At 37.0% G+C, this 17,322-nt stretch carries 16 protein-coding genes and 1 pseudogene; 3 read left to right on the plus strand and 14 right to left on the minus strand.

Translation table 11 applies throughout. The annotated features are described in order from the left end of the window. Nucleotides 1-134 precede the first annotated feature (134 nt). Nucleotides 135-4,139 carry a WD40 repeat domain-containing protein gene (locus F6K54_RS04165; RefSeq protein ID WP_293074885.1) on the minus strand — a complete coding sequence of 1,335 codons (4,005 nt, stop codon included), beginning with the start codon at nt 4,137-4,139 and terminating at the stop codon, nt 135-137. An 8-nt stretch (nt 4,140-4,147) separates the two neighbouring features. After that, nucleotides 4,148-4,351: pseudogene (locus F6K54_RS04170) on the minus strand (Uma2 family endonuclease); the annotation flags it as partial. A gap of 168 nt (nt 4,352-4,519) precedes the next feature. Here F6K54_RS04170 and F6K54_RS04175 point away from each other — a divergent pair. Next, the gene (locus F6K54_RS04175) at nt 4,520-4,738 is read left to right on the plus strand and encodes a hypothetical protein (protein WP_293074888.1); all 219 of its coding nucleotides are present in this window, start codon (nt 4,520-4,522) and stop codon (nt 4,736-4,738) included. Further along, nucleotides 4,738-5,139, plus strand: coding sequence for a type II toxin-antitoxin system VapC family toxin (locus tag F6K54_RS04180; RefSeq protein ID WP_293074890.1), 402 nt, complete (start codon nt 4,738-4,740; stop codon nt 5,137-5,139). Before F6K54_RS04175 ends, F6K54_RS04180 begins: the two co-directional genes overlap by 1 nt. 34 nt (nt 5,140-5,173) lie before the next feature. On the opposite strand, the gene F6K54_RS04185 is transcribed toward F6K54_RS04180, so the two are convergent. The 11 genes from F6K54_RS04185 to hoxU all read right to left on the minus strand — a co-directional run bounded on the left by F6K54_RS04185 (nt 5,174) and on the right by hoxU (nt 14,541). Beyond that, the gene (locus F6K54_RS04185; RefSeq protein ID WP_293074892.1) at nt 5,174-6,316 is read right to left on the minus strand and encodes a CHAT domain-containing protein; all 1,143 of its coding nucleotides are present in this window, start codon (nt 6,314-6,316) and stop codon (nt 5,174-5,176) included. Between the two features lie 447 nt (nt 6,317-6,763). Continuing rightward, nucleotides 6,764-7,231, minus strand: a complete 468-nt coding sequence (locus F6K54_RS04190) for a SpoIIE family protein phosphatase (protein ID WP_293074894.1) — start codon at nt 7,229-7,231, stop codon at nt 6,764-6,766. A 341-nt stretch (nt 7,232-7,572) separates the two neighbouring features. After that, a complete protein-coding gene (locus tag F6K54_RS04195; RefSeq protein WP_366558053.1) occupies nt 7,573-8,100 on the minus strand; it encodes a PAS domain S-box protein in 528 nt (175 codons plus the stop codon). A 6-nt stretch (nt 8,101-8,106) separates the two neighbouring features. Continuing rightward, on the minus strand, nt 8,107-8,373 hold the full coding sequence (locus F6K54_RS04200; RefSeq protein ID WP_293074896.1) for a (2Fe-2S) ferredoxin domain-containing protein: 267 nt from the start codon (nt 8,371-8,373) through the stop codon (nt 8,107-8,109). Between the two features lie 460 nt (nt 8,374-8,833). Then, the gene (locus F6K54_RS04205) at nt 8,834-8,986 is read right to left on the minus strand and encodes a hypothetical protein (RefSeq protein ID WP_293074899.1); all 153 of its coding nucleotides are present in this window, start codon (nt 8,984-8,986) and stop codon (nt 8,834-8,836) included. Between the two features lie 166 nt (nt 8,987-9,152). Beyond that, nucleotides 9,153-9,308, minus strand: a complete 156-nt coding sequence (locus tag F6K54_RS04210; RefSeq protein ID WP_293074902.1) for a hypothetical protein — start codon at nt 9,306-9,308, stop codon at nt 9,153-9,155. 299 nt (nt 9,309-9,607) lie between these two features. Continuing rightward, a complete protein-coding gene (locus F6K54_RS04215; protein ID WP_293074905.1) occupies nt 9,608-11,035 on the minus strand; it encodes a Ni/Fe hydrogenase subunit alpha in 1,428 nt (475 codons plus the stop codon). 90 nt (nt 11,036-11,125) lie between these two features. Further along, complete coding sequence (locus F6K54_RS04220; RefSeq protein WP_293074908.1) at nt 11,126-11,668, minus strand: thermonuclease family protein; 543 nt, start codon at nt 11,666-11,668, stop codon at nt 11,126-11,128. Nucleotides 11,669-11,889: 221 nt separating this feature from the next. Further along, nucleotides 11,890-12,429, minus strand: a complete 540-nt coding sequence (locus tag F6K54_RS04225) for a thermonuclease family protein (protein WP_293074911.1) — start codon at nt 12,427-12,429, stop codon at nt 11,890-11,892. 612 nt (nt 12,430-13,041) lie between these two features. Continuing rightward, complete coding sequence (locus F6K54_RS04230) at nt 13,042-13,593, minus strand: oxidoreductase (protein WP_293074913.1); 552 nt, start codon at nt 13,591-13,593, stop codon at nt 13,042-13,044. Between the two features lie 231 nt (nt 13,594-13,824). Then, complete coding sequence (hoxU, locus tag F6K54_RS04235) at nt 13,825-14,541, minus strand: bidirectional hydrogenase complex protein HoxU (protein WP_293074915.1); 717 nt, start codon at nt 14,539-14,541, stop codon at nt 13,825-13,827. Nucleotides 14,542-14,825: 284 nt separating this feature from the next. Between hoxU and F6K54_RS04240 the strand changes: the two genes are divergently transcribed. Beyond that, a complete protein-coding gene (locus F6K54_RS04240; RefSeq protein ID WP_293074918.1) occupies nt 14,826-14,972 on the plus strand; it encodes a hypothetical protein in 147 nt (48 codons plus the stop codon). Between the two features lie 129 nt (nt 14,973-15,101). On the opposite strand, the gene F6K54_RS04245 is transcribed toward F6K54_RS04240, so the two are convergent. Further along, on the minus strand, nt 15,102-16,730 hold the full coding sequence (locus F6K54_RS04245; protein WP_293074921.1) for a NuoF family protein: 1,629 nt from the start codon (nt 16,728-16,730) through the stop codon (nt 15,102-15,104). Between the last annotated feature and the right edge of the window lie 592 nt (nt 16,731-17,322).

Consider the following 17,322-nt stretch of genomic DNA (forward strand, 5'->3'; position numbering starts at 1 on the left):
ACTAAAAGACTTTTTCAGCAAACCCTAGTTAGTGAATATTTTTCAAAAGTTAACTAAGACCAAAGTGATGCTAATAAAAATGTCAGTAAACTTAATTGACACGAGATATTTCTGCCATTTTTTGTGAGAATAATTTAGGGAGTTTGAGATTGAGATTCGGAAATTACACTAGAATGTATGGGTAAATTTTCACAAGTTTTTTGATATTGCTGTAACTCCAGATTCATATATTTTTCCCATTCCTGTGCAGTTAAATTACGACGCAAACGACGGCAAGCTTCATCAACTAAAACCTGAACATTGAGAGAGGTGACTCCGGCTGTTTTGTCCCTACTAGCAGTAGCAATATATTTACTATCAGGGCTAAATGCTACTGAGTATACCCAGTCATCATGCTGTAGATTAGTTATTTCTTTTCCCGTGGCTGTATCCCACACCCCGGCAGTATTATCATAACTAGCAGTAGCAATATATTTACTATCAGGGCTAAATGCTACTGAGTATACCAAGTCATCATGCTGTAGTTTAGTTATTTCTTTTCCCGTAGCTGTATCCCAAACCTTAGCTGTGTTGTCATAACTACTACTACCAATATACTTACTATCTGGGCTGAATTTTACGTCCCGTATTCTATCATCATGCTGTAGTTTAGTTATTTCTTTGCCTGTGGCAGCATACCAGACTCCAACAGTTTTGTCCCAACTAGCAGTAGCAATGTATTGGCCATCGGCACTCAATGCTACTGCTTTTACTTCTCTATCATGCTGTAGTTTAGTTATTTCTTTTCCTGTAGCTATTTCCCACATTCTAGCTGTGTTGTCATGGCTAGCAGTAGCGACGTATTTGCTATCAGGGCTGAATACTACGTCGCTTACTTGATCATCATGTTGCAGTTTAATTATTTCTTTTCCGGTAACAGCATCCCAAACCTTAGCAGTATTGTCATAACTAGCAGTAGCAACATATTTGCCATCGGAACTGAATACTACTGCTCTTACGTTGTCATTATGGGGTAATTTAGTGATCTCTTTACCAGTAACAGCATTCCAAACCTTGGCAGTATTATCATGGCTAGCAGTAGCAACGTATTTGCTATCAGGGCTGAATGTCACTGCCATGATCAAGCCGTTGTGTTGTAGTTTACTTATCTCTTTACCCGTAGTGGCAGAGGAAACCCTGGCAGTATTGTCCCAACTACCAGTAGCAATGTACTTGCCATCGGGGCTGAATTCTATTGCCATTACTACATCGTCATGCTGTAGTTTAGTTATTTCTTTACCCGCAGCAATATCCCAGACTCCAGCAATATTGTCACGACTAGCGGTTGCAATATATTTACCATCAGGGTTATTCTCATTCTGTTGCGGAGCAAATGCTACTGAGTATACCCAGTCATCATGCTGTACTCTACTTATTTCTTGCCCTGTGGCAACATCCCAAACTCCAGCAGTTTTGTCACCACTAGCTGTAGCAACATATTTACTATCGGAGCTGAATACTACTGCTCTTACCCAGTTATCATGCTGTACTCTACTTATTTCTTGACCCGTGGCAGCATCCCACACCTTGGCAGTATTGTCATAACTGGCAGTGGCAACATACTTGCCATCAGGACTAAATTCTATTGCCATTACCCTATCGCCATGCTGTAGTTTGGTTATTTCTTTGCCTGTAGCAGTTTCCCATACCCTTGCAGTTTTGTCATCACTAGCAGTGGCAACATACTTACCATCGGGACTAAATGCTACATCCTCTACTTGAGCGTCATGCTGTAGTTTAGTTATTTCTTTGCCTGTAGTAGCTTCCCATACCCTTGCAGTTTTGTCATCACTAGCAGTGGCAACATACTTACCATCGGGACTAAATGCTACATCCTCTACTTGAGCGTCATGCTGTAGTTTAGTTATTTCTTTGCCTGTAGTAGCTTCCCATACCCTTGCAGTTTTGTCATCACTAGCAGTAGCTACATATTTACCATCGCGACTGAATGCTACATTCCTGACCCAGTTATCATGCTGTAGTTTAGTTATTTCTTTGCCTGTAGTAGCTTCCCAAACCCTGGCAGTTTTGTCATCACTAGCAGTAGCTACATATTTACCATTGGGGCTGAATGTTACGTCCCATACATCGTTATCATGCTGTAGTTTTGCTATTTCTTTACCCGTAGCAGCATCCCAAACCCTGGCAGTTTTGTCATCACTAGCAGTAGCCACATACTTACCATCGGAGCTGAATGTTACTGCTTTTACTGGGCGATCATGCTGCATCCCCAGAGAAAACTCTGGCAATAAAGTTAACCCGCTTCTTAGAGCTTTATCTGCTGCTACTGAAACCTGATTGAGTTTTTGAAACTTGCGTATTGACTCTACAGCAAGCAATACACTGCTTTGTCGTAAGTTTTTTTGCCGAACTCTCATTGACTCTGACTCAGCTATTAGCTGACGAGCTAAGGCAATTTCACTTTGTTTTTCAGCTTTGACCATTTGCGACCAGGAAAATATAGACAACCCTGATAATAAAGCAATTGTTCCCATTGTGGCAGTCACAATCATATTTTTCCTTCTTCTCTCAGCTTTTAGCAACCTTTCAACCTCTGCTTTACTCTCCTGAATAAATTCTTGCTCTTTTTCGGAAAGTTCATCCCGACGGTCTTTAAGTTGTTTTTGGGCCTGAAGCAAGGCCGCTCCCCGTAATAGCTGCCCCTTATCCCGTTTCATTTCCTCCCACTGATGCATTGCTCCCCGCAGTCGTTCTTGCCAGGCACGAAATTCTCGGTCATTTTCCATCCATTCTTTTAGTTGACCCCAGTTTCTAATTAAAGCTTCATGGACTACCTCAACGGTTTCTTGCCCAGAATTATTTTCTGTTTCACTGCTAACAACAGTACGACTGGTGACAACTAACCGCGCATCAGCTAATTTTTTGACTAAATTCCAATTGCTTTGGCTTAATTCTGCTTTAGTTGCCACTCGTCGAGTATCTTCTGTGCCTGCACCAGGGTGAACTAACTGCACAAAAATTCGATGGACTTGTTGTTGTTCTTCTGGTTTAAGTTTACTAAATTTGTCATCAGCATAACGAGTTAATGCACCGGAAACTTGACCTATTTCTTCATAAGCTTTATGAGTTAATTTTTGGCTTTTTCGTTGTTTCCAAAGTTCTGTTAGAGCAAATTCTAATAGGGGTAAATTTCCTGGTTGTTTATCTACATCTTCAAGAATACGTTCAACCAGTCCTTCTTCAAAATTAACCTTTAATTTTTGAGCAGGTTTTTCTATTATTTCTCTCAGTTCGTCTGAGTTCATGGAACGGATTTTTATATCCCCATTTCGTAAAACATCGGCTAATGGTGGATAAGACAATACATTCCCTAAAAAATCTGCCCGCATTGTGGCAACTAATACGGTTGATAAGGATGATTTTTCGGTGTCAGACCGGAATGTTTTTAAAAGAATGTCAAGAAATTTACGCCGAGTTTGTTCATCGTTACAAAGGGTGTAAAGTTCCTCAAATTGGTCGGCAATTAATAAAGTTCTGTTATTGGGATGATTATGGTGTATTTGTTCAAAAACTTTGGATAATTGATTGGTTTTTTTTGTATCTTTTAGATACTCAGATAAGTCGTCAGTTTGAGTCAGAAGTTGGGTTTCATTTAGGTTCGCTGCATAGAGTGGAATTAAGGCACGAGCTAGAGCATAAAACGGGTCTGTTCCTGGACGAAAATGGGTAAATTGCCAATGTCCAGCCTTGACTAATTTCGGTACTAATCCTGCTAAAATAACCGAAGATTTGCCACTACCAGACGCACCTAATACGGGAATAAAATTACGAGTTTCTGTATATTGATAGAGTTCTTCAATAAATACTTCTCGGCCAAAGAAATATTCGGTATTTTCTGGATTAAAGTGATATAAACCTTGATAGGGACAAGGTAAATTATCATCTATATCTTCTTCAGTAGATGTTGTAATTGTTTGTTGTTCATAATAATAGTTATAAATAACAGTCCTAGATTGATTAATACTGACATCTTTGGCTGAATTTACAGAATTCATGGCATTTTCGTTGCCAAAAAACTCTATATTTTCAGTATTTTGGTTTTTATTGGATAGGGATTTGTCATTTTGTTCCGTAGTCATAATCTAATACGAATTTTATTATTGCCTTGGATGGGATACCACAGAAAGTCTCCAGCAACGAATACATCAGCAACTTCAGCAAATACAATTTCTAGGTTTTCTTTGATCGTAACTATCCAGCGAAATTGTTTAGTATTATCTGCCATTGGTTGACCGTCACTGTCTGGATAAATGATTTCTGGTTTGGCATCAGTAGTGAGTTCTTTTACCATACTGATTGACCATTAATTTTTCTAAGTAGCATTCTTTTTAATAATTAGTATAATATTTCATTCCCAAATCTTCCACTTATTGCTATAATAGGTTGTCGAAAAGCCGATCTCCCTTTCAACGATTAGCGATCGCTCCCTATCTAAAATTGTAAATTCCCAGAGGTTTTTATGAATTTAAAATTAGTTGATTCTCTAGCAGAAATTATTAACAGCTTAACCCCAGAAGAAAAAAACGCTTTGACGATTAAGGTTAATTTAACTAACAATAACAACGAACAAGGAAATCAGTCTTGGCATGAGTTTATTGAAAATACTTATGGAAGTATTAAAGATGAAACTTTTATCAGACATCCTCAAGGTGATTTTGAGAAGAGAGAGTTATTTTAATGATTTATTTATTAGACACTAATGCTTGTATTGTCTATTTAAAAGGTTTAAATAGCCAATTAAAACAGAGATTAGAAAGCCATAATCCTAGAGATATAGTAGTTTGTTCTGTAGTCAAAGCCGAATTATTTTATGGAGCAAAAAAAAGTCAAAAATCGCAACAAAATTTAATTCAACAACGAATCTTTTTAAAGAGATTTATTTCCTTGCCTTTTGACGATAGATGTACTGAAATATATGGAGAAATTCGCGCGAACTTGGAAACAAGAGGAATGCCCATCTGGCCTTATGACTTACAAATAGCTTCAATAGCTATAGCTAACGATTTAATTTTAGTAACTCATAATATGGCTGAATTTCAAAGAATTAGTGAATTAAATATAGAAGATTGGGAAGTTTGAAGAAAGTCCCCTTCCCAAACAATTGTAGACTTGTTTAAATCCAAGCTTTCGCTAAAATTTTTGCAATTCTCATCACAGGTACACCTAATTTTTCTACTCCTTCTAATCCTTTTTTTAGTGCCTCAACTGCTTCATCTATTAAACCTTTGTCAGGTTGAGGTTTATTTAATTCTGTTTGGATAATTTCTACAGGAATTTCGGCTTGTTTCTTCTGAATTAAACTGAGAGAATTTGTTGTAGCAATTTCCTGTTTAAGTTTTTCTAATTCAGCTAATACTGTTTCTATTTTGTTGTAATTTCTTCTGATAATTTGATTAGAACTTTGGTTAATATTTACATCCTCTGCACAATTTATGGGAATAAATTTATTACCACTTCCACTTCCACTAAAACTAACATTACGAGAAGATTGGGATATGTTGGAAGTTTGAGTTAAGTCACGTCCAGCTTGAGTGGAGTTACGTCCAGTTTGAGTAGAGTTACCTCCAGTTTGACCCACTGGACCTTTAAAAGTACCGCCACTAAATGTCATAGTTTGAGATGCAGGTGGAGAAGATGAATTATCTGGATTTTTTGTTTCTTGAACTTCCTGAATATCAGAATGATAACGTCGAGGTCGATATCGAATTTGTGGGGTTTCTGACTCAGGAATTCCTTCTAAATTAATGGCAGTACAAGCAAATTTAAAAGATTTTTCATAGGTTTTTCCTGCTCCTAATGCTTCGTAAAATGCTGTGGCAAAATTAATTGCTGCTATATCTCCAATTGCTTTATTCATACCAATAACACAGTCAATATATTGATGAATTGCTTCGGCTTGTTGTTCGCTGTAGCAGGCATTGAGAATTACACATTCAACTTGTTCTTGAAACTGTTTAAAAAGTCGTGCTAAGGCTTCAGTACTGACAAGTTTTATTTTCCCAGAATCATCTTCTAAAATTAGTCCTTCACTGCCTGCACCATGACCGGAAAAGTGAACAATTGCTAGTTCATTATCTTCTAATTCTAATAATGTTCGTCGTAAATCTTTGACTCGAACGGCTAATTTACTGACTACTTGAAATTCATCTCGTTTTTTTGATTGTTTCAAGGCATCGTCAATTTCGTTATGTTCTTTGCCTAAACGTAACTGACTTAAATTTGTGGGATTTGATAAGAATATTAGTATTTTTTTCATTGGTTAAATCTCCTTTACGATCCCCCTAAATCCCCCTTAAAAAGCAGGGCTGTTTCATTCTCAATAGACGCGGGGACACGGAGACACACCAGACACGGGGATAGAGGCTTTTAAGCGACGTTGAACTAAATATTTTCTCAGAGCTTAACGACGCGTACTTTGCTGAAAAATCGGCAAATTTTGACAAATTTCACTGTTTAACTATGCCCATTACTCCCGTTCTCCCGCTCATCGTTAATCTACAATACTTTGAAACAGCCCTGCCCTTAAAAAGGGGGACTTTGAAAGCTCCCCTCTTTTCAAGCGGTTCCCCCCTTATTAAGCTATGCTTTACCCACATATTTCTTAACATAAAACTTGACAAAACTGACAAATTATGGGTAAGTCTTAGTTCGGCTTTTTTGGGAGAAAAATGTATGAAAAAGCACATTTATCTGTGAAATTTTACTACTTAATAGCTCCTAAAAAATCACCTTTTTCTAGTTTGCCTTCAGAGAAAATAATTTTTTTATCTAGTATTTTTTCGGTTTTGTTTTCTAACTGAACTAATTTACCTTTTTTAAAATATAAAACGGGAGGGTTATCAAAGTTAATTACTAAAAAGTTATTATTTTTGTGGTTAATTTGAATTACGGTAAAGGTAGCATAGGCAATTTTTCTAACTTGACAAATAGGTAATGTACCGATGACTGTTTCAATTACATCTTCTAAAGAAACATCATCAGTATTCAACATATTAATCAAAATTTCTGTGGTTAAAGTGGCTAGAATATTAGCTTTTACTCCACTGCCTAAACCGTCAGACAAAACGATAATAGTTTTATTTTCGGCTTTGCGGAATTTAACTTGGTCGCCACATAATTCTTCGCCTTTTTTATTGAGGCTAAAATTGTAAATATCTAAAAAATTTTCCATTTATATCAATCTTATTTGAGTTGTGAGAACAGGGAATAGGTCAGTTATCAGTTATCAGTTATCAGTTATCAGTTATCAGTACCTCTGCAATAAGGAGGCTTGAAATACGGAATATTCTTTTTTTATCCTCTTAAAATAGGAGGCTTAAGACCACAATTTTTCGGTCAGTTTTCAGTTTATTATCTATTACCAATTTTCACAGACATAATTAATATTAAACTGGAGATTTTATAGCAAAGAGTGGGTTAGTTAGGACTTATGCGGATAATAAACCTTAGATAGGGAAATATTTTTCCCACTATTGCCTGTTCCCTGTTCCCTGTTCCCTGTTCCCTGCTATATTAGAGAGTTTCTTGATTTACCATTTTGATAATTTTTAATAAACTGACTTTTGTTTCTGCAGTTGTTTCTCCTAATAAACCAGCAATTTCTTGCACTACTTTCATCTGATGATCGACTACTTCATTTACTTTACTAACTGTTTCGTTTCTCAGATTAATCATTTCTTGTTTTCGTTGCCATTCATGGGTAATATCAACCATAATACAAGCAATTAAATTTTGGTCACGAATGGGAAAAATTACTTCTTTCACATATAGAATATCTGCTTCAGAATTTGCTTGATTTTCAGGTTGATATTTTTTTTCTTTTCCTCGAATTACTTCATCTTTTTCCCAGACTTTTTGAAAGTCTGCTAAATCTTCTAAAACTATAGATGCTGGTTTACCAATAATCTCTGTTTGATTGACATTAAACATTTTACAAAATGCTGGATTAACTAGAGTAATATTCATCTGGGTGTCAACAACAATTAAGCCATTGGGGTCATATTCCCAAAGAATTTGCCAGAGATTTTTTTCGTTAGTCAAGATAATTTACTCCTTTGATTTATTAATAGTGGGTAAGATTTCTGATTGGAATTTTTGTTCAATATTTTCGGGGTTAATTTTGATGAATACTTGGTTTTTGTATTTCATTACAATTCCATCACTACAAGATTCTAAACAAAATGAACCTTTTAATTCTATTTTGTCTTCTAGGTGATATTCGCTAATCATACTTTGAAGTTTTGGTAATACTTCATAAACTCCTAGTTGATGACAAGCTGAACCCATACAAAGATATAAATTTTCTTTTTTCATAGTTCATTTTTTTATTAGGGAGTAGGGAGTAGGGAGTAAGGGAGTAGGGGAGTAAGGGAGTAGGGGAGTAAGGGAGTAGGGGAGTAGGGGAGTAAGGGAGTAGGGGAGTGGGGGAGTAGGGGAGTAGGGGAGAACTAAACATAAGAATAATTAACAGTAATTGGCGTTAATTATCAAAAAGGTTATTTTGCCTGTGTTAATTACTTAATAATTGAAGTTTCACCTAAGTATAGCATTCTATTTTTACACTTGGTATAAAAATAGTTAGTAAGAAAGAGTCAAGAGAATAAAGACAAAAATTTAACAGCGAATAAGGTGAGTATAGCTGAAGTCAGAAGTCAATCTTTCCTCTCAATAAAAAACAAAAATAAAGATACAGCAGATTCCATTAAGGGTGAGATACACTCATCGCGGGCAAGATGCCCGCACTTGCATTTATTTAATTGTTAATTTCTGTACTTCATATACTTGGAATATGTTGTATTTTTGGGGATAGGGAGTTGGCAATTTTTACCCCTATTGATACTTCTAGGATGCTGATTTTATATTGATACATTTCTTCCTTCTTCCCTCTTCCTTCTTCCTTCTTCCTTCTTCCTTCTTTCAATTGCAATAAACTGCATCTAAGAATAAGGTGAGTATAGCTGAAGTCAGAAGTCAATCTTTCATATCAAGAAAAAACAAAAAGAAAGATACAGCAGATTCCATTAAGGGTGAGATAAACTCATCGCGGGCAAGATGCCCGCACTTGCATTTATTTAATTGTTAATCTCTGTATTTCATATACTTGGAATATGTTGTATTTTTGGCGATAGGAAGTTGGAAATTTTTACCCCTATTGATACTTCTAGGATGCTGATTTTATATTGATACATTTCTTCCTTCTTCCCTCTTCCTTCTTCCTTCTTCCTTCTTTCAATTGCAATAAACTGCATCTAAGAATAAGGTGAGTATAGCTGAAGTCAGAAGTCAATATTTCCTATCAATAAAAAACAAAAATAAAGATACAGCAGATTCCATTAAGGGTGAGATATATCCATGGCGGGCAAGATGTCCGCACTTGCATTTATTTAATTGTTAATCTCTGTATTTCATATACTTGGAATATGTTGTATTTTTGGGGATAGGGAGTTGGAAATTTTTACCCCTATTGATACTTCTAGGATGCTGATTTTATATTGATACATTTCTTCCTTCTTCCCTCTTCCTTCTTCCTTCTTCCTTCTGACTTCTTTTAATTCCGATAAACTTCATCTAAAATATTGCCATTTGCCGCAATTAATTGAATATGTAATGGCATTTGACCTGCTGCATGAGTCGAACAACTCAGACAAGGATCGTAAGCTCGAATACCTGCTTCAACTCTGTTTAACATTCCTTCTGGAATTTGATTATTGTGAATATAATGTTTGGCAATTTGAGTCACAGTTTGATTCATTGCCAGATTATTTTGACCAGTGGCAATAATCATATTTACTTTCTGAATAATTCCATTTTCATCTACTTTGTAATGATGGAATAAAGTACCTCTTGGCGCTTCACTAACTCCCACTCCTTCCAGACAGTTAATACCAGCAGTAGCGCAAGTACGAGGAGAAACAATATCCGGGTCATCTATCAATTGTTCAATTCTTTCTAAACAAGCAATAATTTCTATCAAACGAGCATAATGATAGAAGAAAGAAGAAGTAGGAACACCACCTACCCGCTCTTGCATTTCTTTTAATTCTCGGTCTGCTTTTTCTGTACCTATCTGAGAACAAACATTTAAACGAGCAAGAGGTCCGACACGATAAATTCCATCAGGATAACCCATTGGTTTGTAATAGGGAAATTTCAAATAAGACCAACTTTCTACCGCTTCCCCTAAAAATTCCTGATAATTATCTTCGCTTAAATTATCGGCAACAATATTACCTTCACTATCAGTAAACCTGAGCTTTCCTCCGTAATGTTCCCAGTCACCATTTGCACCAACTAATCCCATAAATAATGATGGAAACTTACCAAAAACTTCAGCTTCAGTTTTTAATTCGTTATCCAACAAACCCTTAAATAAACTAATAGCAGTATTAGTAGTTTCAAAAGATTCTGGGAGACGATTTTTTATCCATTCTCGTCCCTCTTCAGATAAGGGAGAACGTACACCACCAGGTACCGCCCAAGCAGCATGAATTTTTTTTGCTCCTAACAATTCTATGACAGTTTGACCGAACTGCCTAAGTCGAATTCCTGCCCTAGCTAAATCTGGATTTTCCTCCATTAAACCAAAGACATTTCGTTTAGCTGGATCGCTATCCCAACCTAATAGAAAATCAGGACTACTAAGATGGAAAAAACTTAAAGCATGGGATTGAGTTAACTGCCCTAAATTCATCATTCGACGTAATTTTTCTCCTGCGGGAGGAACTTGCACTGCGAGAATTTTATCCCCTGTTTTAGCAGAAGCTAATAAATGACTTACTGGGCAAATACCGCAAATTCTAGCTGTTATTCCTGCCATTTCTGTAAAAGGTCGCCCTTCACAAAATTTTTCAAAGCCACGATATTCTACAACATGAAATCTACAGTCGGATACTTCTCCTGCATCATCTAATATTACTGATATTTTGGCATGACCTTCGATTCTAGTTACTGGGTCAATAACTATTGTTTTAGACATAATTTATTTTCTCCTTTAGTTGATAAATTTATGATTTTTGCTGATGAATTTTTGGCAGTTTGTTTGCTTGATTTAACAATTGATTTCTTTCTATTTACAAGTGGGAGCTTTTTCCCAAGGTTGTTGAGAATTCCAGATACCTAAACCTGCTTGTTTTGCAGTATTTTGAGCGTTCAAATAAGCATTTTTTGAATTAGGACAAGTATTATTCAAATATTTACAAAACAGAGCAGCTTGACCTTCTCTAACCATTTGTAAATTAATGGAAGTATTATCTTTAAATATTTCTGCCACCATGCGATTGTAGCTAGTATCACCTGTATCTCTAATAGTGATTCTTGTTCCAATAGGTAACAATTCTGAAATTCTCTTTTTGGAATCATCAAAAAAAGGTTTTTCTCCTCTTTCTGGAGTATCGATGCAGGCTAAACGAATTCTACAAAGTTGTGCATTTCCTTTCCAGGGAACTCGACATTGTGGCATTGCAATATCTACAGTGTCCCCATCAACAATATTAACAATACTTGTCTGTTGATTAGCAAAAGACTGGGGAGTATTTAGGATAGATGAAAGTATGAAAATTCCACAGGATATGAATGCTAAAATTAGACTAATTTTGCGTATTTTTATCATATTTTTTTGAGTAGGTTGGGTTAAGCGAGGGCGCAACCCAACAAAAAAGATGTGTAGGTTAGAGTTAAAATTTGTCCTTAATTAAAAGTAAATAGGAAAGTGATTTTAGTAGTTTTGCTTGAGGAAGCAAAACCCAAGCTCTTAAAATTCAACTCTAGGTTTTGAGAAGATTATAAAATTTATTTGTCAAACCCACCTCTACTTTGTTTATCAGTTTTATTCTAATTACAAACGCGGGCTTTTCTCCAATATTGTCGAGAATTCCAGATACCTAAACCTGCTTGTTTGGCAGAATTTTGAGCGTTCAAATAAGCAGTTTTTGAACTAGGGCAAGTATCTTTTAGATGTTTACAGAAAAGAGAAGCTTTTCCTTCACTAACCAGTTGTAAATTAATGGAAGTATTATCTTTAAATACTTCTGAAACTATCCGCTGACGACTACTTTTCCCTGTATCGCTTACTAATACTATTGTACCTCTAGGAATCAGTGTTTCAAGTCTACTTTTGGCAGCCTCAAAAAACGGACTATCCCCATAATCTTGCCCATCAATACAAGCAAGTTGTAGACGACATAATTGTGAATTTCCTTCCCAAGGAATGCGACATTGTGACATAGTAACTTCTAAAGTATCTCCATCAATAATCTGAGAAATTCTTGCCTGTTGAGTAGCTAAAGACTGGGGAGTATTTAATAGAGATAAAAGTATTAAAATTCCACAGGATACAACAGCTAAAATTAGACTAATTTTGCGTATTTTCATCAGCTTTTTTTGAATAGGTTGGGTTAAGCGACAGTGCAACTCAACAAGAAGATGTGTAGGTTAGCGTTAAAATTTGTCATTATTATGAAGGTAAAAGGAAAGGAATTTTTCATTTCAGCATCTCTTGATTAGGACTTACGCAGATACGCTATATATAGTACTCATAACTATTGTCCAATAGTTACTGGACTCTATACACAGTGTCTTTGCGTAAGTCCTGTTGATATCTTATTTCTTTAAGATGTTGATTATTCTATTTCATATTACAGCTAAGTAAATTATTATAGGAGGCGAGCGAGACGCTCGCACTGGGGTAAAATACAGCAAATTCTAAGTATGTGATGTACAAATATTAACGTTGAAATATATGTAGTGCGGGCATCTTGCCCGCTAGTAATGTACCTAAGTGAGATGAAATTCGCTATAATTTCCCTTCTTCCTTCTTACCGAATAATTAATAATTAACAATTAAATAATTCTGGTTTAAAGCTTCCCCTTTTAAGGGGAAACAAAGAAATAATATTTCCTTATATTCAATTCCGTAACGGTTTTAACCAGAGGTAATTATCAATTATCCATTATCAATTATCCATTAATTAATTCTTCCTTCTTTTACCCAAACTTAATCATTTCTCGACCTGCCATTTTTGGTATTTCACCCTTTAATAAAGGTTCTAAAGTCGCCTTAATTCTATCGGCAGAAGGCGGACATCCAGGCATAAAAATATCCACTGGAACAACTTCATGCACTGGTCGAACTTTATCAAGTAATTCTGGTACAATTCCCGGCGCATTTGGTAATTGCTTATTTTCATCTGCCAACTCTAAATAACTTCTTTCTAAAACAGGTTTCGTACCACCCAACATATTTCGCATAGCTGGCACATTAGCAGTAACAGCACAATCACCAAAAGAAATTAAAGTTTTAGTCTTTTTCCTCACCTCAAAAATTATTTCTAAATTATCCTGATTAGCAATACCTCCTTCCACTAAACAAACATCTACATTTTCTGGATATTCTTTAATATCACTTCCCACCGGACTATAAACAACCTCGACATGATTCGCCAGTTCAAACAACCATTCATCTAAGTCGAGAAACGACATATGACAGCCAGAACATCCAGCTAACCAAACAGTGGCAAATTTTATTTTTTTCGACATAATTAATACCTTTAATTAGGGAGTACCATTTCACGGAATTCAAAAGTCAAAAGTCAAAAGTCATGCATTATGATTTTATAGCTTAAAAACTTTGACGCTACAGTAATTTCAGGATGTTTCAAATTGGTAGAATAGGGAATAGGTAGTTTTATCTCTAACTGTATTTCAAGAGTTGCTCTAAAACACCTTTTATTTGACTTCTAAATTCTAAATTCTAAATTCTAAATTCATTCACCTTGTCCATTGTTTATTCTCCCTAGCATTAACCAAAAATTCCAACTTAGAGCGATCGCGCTCCATTTCAGCTACCGTTGCCCCTTGACGGAAAATTGCACCAGTGGGACAAGCATCCACACACTTACCACAAGAAGTACAAGCATCCACCTCTCCCCAAGGTTGATTCAAACCAGAAACAATATAACAAGCAGCACCACGACTTCCCACATCCCAAACGTGCGCTCCCTCTATTTCATTACAAACCCGCACACAGCGAGTACACAAAATACAACGATTATGATCTATACCAAACTGCTTGTGAGATAGATCCATTCCCCGATCTGGGAAACGATAGGGAAACCGAGTATGATCCATCCCCACCTCTACTGCCATATTTTGCAATTCGCAATTCCCATTCGCAACACAAACCGCACAAACATGATTGCCCTCAGAAAATAACAATTCCACCAACATCCGTCTATATTCTTGCAACTTCTGAGTTTGAGTCTGAATTTTCATTCCCTCGGCAACCTCAGTCACGCAAGCAGGCAATAATTTTCTCGCCCCAGAAACTTCTACCATACATAACCGACAAGCACCAATATCCGTAACTCCCTCCAAATGACAGAGAGTAGGAATATGAACCCCTGCTTCCTTAGCAGCTTCAAGAATAGTAGTTCCCTCCTCAACTGCAATTTGATTGCCATCAATAGTTAACGTTTTTACTGACATATTTTTTTTCTCCTAATATTATACCAATTTGATAAGTGTTTTCTACAATTTATTGAGTAGGGGAGTAGGGGAGTAGGGGAGTAGGGGAGTAGTAAACATAAGAATAATTAACGATAACTGGCGTGCTAATTACCAAAAAAGTCATTCCGCCTGTGTTAATTACTTAATAATTGAAGTTTCACCTAAGTTAAGCATTATTTTTTCACGCTTGGTATTGCACTTCTTGTTATATCAAGTCTCATTAATTAGCCATAATTAAGTTAACTATCTTTAGTCATCTTTAGATGACTTCTACTGTGAGCCAAGAAATTTATTTCTTGGCGGATGACATGACTCGCCAAGGATTTCAATCCTTGACTAATAATTTAAGTCATCTTAAGATGACTCTTAAGAAGTATGCCATCTTTTTCATCTTTTTATATTGTGGTTAATTAGTGCAACTTGATATTAAAAGTAAAATTACAGAGCTTTTCAACTCTTATAAACCACTTAAATATTTAGGGAGTTAGTATTTTACTTACTCCTTCTTCTCTACTGACTCCTGACTCCTGACTCCTTCTTCAATTAGCAGCAGTTACAACTTTACCATTGCTGGAAAACTCCGACTCCTGCAATAAATCTAGATATTCTTGCTTAAAATAGCGCAACGTACTCAAAACCGGATTAGGTGCAGTCATTCCCAAACCACATAAGCTAGTATCTTTCACCACATAAGACAACTCCTCCAACCTTTCTAGATCAATAGCAGTCGCCTGTTTATTCAAAATTTTCGTCAGCAAAGCATATAACTGCACCGTACCAGCGCGACAAGGAATACATTTTCCACAAGTTTCACCACGACAAAATTCCATGTAAAACTGCGCCACCTCAACCATGCTAGTTTCCTTATCCATAATCACCATGCCACCTGAACCCATCATCGAACCAACTTTGCTGAGAGAATCATAGTCTACAGTAGTGTCGAGCATTGAAACAGGAATACACCCACCGGAAGGTCCCCCTGTTTGTACCGCTTTCACTTCCCCACCAGGAACACCACCTCCCATTTCTTCAACAATTTCCCGCAGAGTAATTCCCATTGGTACCTCAATTAAACCGTTATTTCTAACTTTACCTGTGAGGGCAAATATTTTTGTGCCTTTGCTGTTTTCAGTACCAATACTCGCGTACCACTCTGCACCTCTTTTCAGAATAGGGGCAATGTTGGCAAAAGTTTCCACGTTATTAATGAGGGTTGGATATCCCCAAAGTCCAGACTGAGCAGGATATGGCGGACGGGGTACGGGGTTGCCACGTTTACCTTCCACTGATTGAATGAGGGCGGTTTCTTCCCCACAAACAAATGCACCAGCACCGATGCGGATATCAATTTTGAAGTCAAAAGGACAGTCGAATATTTGACTACCCAAGAGTCCGTATTTTTTTGCTTGTTGAATGGCTTTTTGTAACCGTTGGATGGCGAGGGGATATTCAGCACGGACGTAAATGAAACCGTGATTTGCTCCCACAGCATAACCAGCGATCGCCATTCCTTCTAATACTAAATGGGGGTCGCTTTCTAATACACTCCTGTCCATAAATGCCCCTGGATCTCCTTCATCACCGTTGCAGATAATATATTTCTGACCTTCTGGCATTTTGGCGACGGTTGCCCATTTTAAACCAGTGGGATAACCTCCACCACCCCTACCGCGCAAACCACTGCGAGTAATTTCGTCCACGACTTCACCGGAAGTCATTTCATGTAACGCATGGTACAGAGATTGATATCCACCGACGGCGACATATTCTTCGATGCGTTCGGGATTAATTTTTCCTGTGTGTTCCCTGACGATGCGGAGTTGATGAGAAAAGAATGGGTGTTGAGGATCGCCTTTAATAACTTCGGTGGTACCGCCATTGAGTGCGTCGATAATACTGGCAGCATTTTCGGGTTCTACTTCTTCGTAGAGGGTGTCGTCGGGGTCTATTTGTACCAGGGGACCGCGTCCGCAAAATCCCATACAACCTACTCCTACTACTTCGACACGCTCTTCCAACCCTGCTGTTTTAACTGCATTTTTCATATTTTTCATTACATCTACAGAATTAGCCGCTTGACAACCTGTAGATGTGCAGCAGTGAACTCGAATGCTTTTTTGTCTATTTTTTTCTGTTTCGGCAATGTCGAGTAAATCTTGATAGTCCATATATTTTTCTCCTTTCTTATTTCTAGCTATTAGCACTGAGCAATCAGCAGTTATAGTGCTATGTGCAAGTCAATCAGAAGTCAAAAGTCAATCAGAAGTCAAAAGTTAAAAGTTAAAAGTTAGAAATTAGAAATCAGAAGTCATCCCTGATATCATGTCCGGTAGCATCGGAGCGTGTATAAAATAAAGGTGACACTCTTGAGAAAACCTTCTGCCTCCTGCCTCCTGCCTCCTGCCTCCTGCCTTCCTTCCACCAAAGTCTAATTATTCAACCGGACATGATATGACTAACTTTGAGCATTTATAAATGTTTGTGCCCTATTTGGGTAGTGCTATAGCTTTTTTTTCCTTGAGTTTGATTTTGATTTATCAGGACTTACGCATTGACAATAGATATAGGGTGTCGCTCAGTTACGCTACCGCTAACACACCCTACTGGCGCGTCAAGTTTGAAAATGTGGGGAGCGAAAATATAGACCTCTCCCCCCTTTCCAAGGGGGGTTGGGGGGGATCAGAGAGTTAATTTTACCCACAATTTTAGCCTAGACGCGCTACTACCAATAGCGTTTATGCGTAAGTCCTGTTTATAAGT

This window comes from Okeania sp. SIO3B5 (genome assembly GCF_010692555.1).
In the GTDB taxonomy this organism is placed as follows: Bacteria; Cyanobacteriota; Cyanobacteriia; order Cyanobacteriales; family Microcoleaceae; genus Okeania.

What these genes read in the sequence shown, in the direction of transcription:
- F6K54_RS04165 (WP_293074885.1), bottom strand. Translation starts at nt 4,139, where the DNA reads ATGACTACGGAACAAAATGACAAATCCCTATCCAATAAAAACCAAAAT.
- F6K54_RS04175 (WP_293074888.1), top strand. Translation starts at nt 4,520, where the DNA reads ATGAATTTAAAATTAGTTGATTCTCTAGCAGAAATTATTAACAGCTTA.
- F6K54_RS04180 (WP_293074890.1), top strand. Translation starts at nt 4,738, where the DNA reads ATGATTTATTTATTAGACACTAATGCTTGTATTGTCTATTTAAAAGGT.
- F6K54_RS04185 (WP_293074892.1), bottom strand. Translation starts at nt 6,316, where the DNA reads ATGAAAAAAATACTAATATTCTTATCAAATCCCACAAATTTAAGTCAG.
- F6K54_RS04190 (WP_293074894.1), bottom strand. Translation starts at nt 7,231, where the DNA reads ATGGAAAATTTTTTAGATATTTACAATTTTAGCCTCAATAAAAAAGGC.
- F6K54_RS04200 (WP_293074896.1), bottom strand. Translation starts at nt 8,373, where the DNA reads ATGAAAAAAGAAAATTTATATCTTTGTATGGGTTCAGCTTGTCATCAA.
- F6K54_RS04210 (WP_293074902.1), bottom strand. Translation starts at nt 9,308, where the DNA reads ATGCAGTTTATTGCAATTGAAAGAAGGAAGAAGGAAGAAGGAAGAGGG.
- F6K54_RS04215 (WP_293074905.1), bottom strand. Translation starts at nt 11,035, where the DNA reads ATGTCTAAAACAATAGTTATTGACCCAGTAACTAGAATCGAAGGTCAT.
- F6K54_RS04220 (WP_293074908.1), bottom strand. Translation starts at nt 11,668, where the DNA reads ATGATAAAAATACGCAAAATTAGTCTAATTTTAGCATTCATATCCTGT.
- F6K54_RS04225 (WP_293074911.1), bottom strand. Translation starts at nt 12,429, where the DNA reads ATGAAAATACGCAAAATTAGTCTAATTTTAGCTGTTGTATCCTGTGGA.
- F6K54_RS04230 (WP_293074913.1), bottom strand. Translation starts at nt 13,593, where the DNA reads ATGTCGAAAAAAATAAAATTTGCCACTGTTTGGTTAGCTGGATGTTCT.
- hoxU (WP_293074915.1), bottom strand. Translation starts at nt 14,541, where the DNA reads ATGTCAGTAAAAACGTTAACTATTGATGGCAATCAAATTGCAGTTGAG.
- F6K54_RS04240 (WP_293074918.1), top strand. Translation starts at nt 14,826, where the DNA reads ATGACTTCTACTGTGAGCCAAGAAATTTATTTCTTGGCGGATGACATG.
- F6K54_RS04245 (WP_293074921.1), bottom strand. Translation starts at nt 16,730, where the DNA reads ATGGACTATCAAGATTTACTCGACATTGCCGAAACAGAAAAAAATAGA.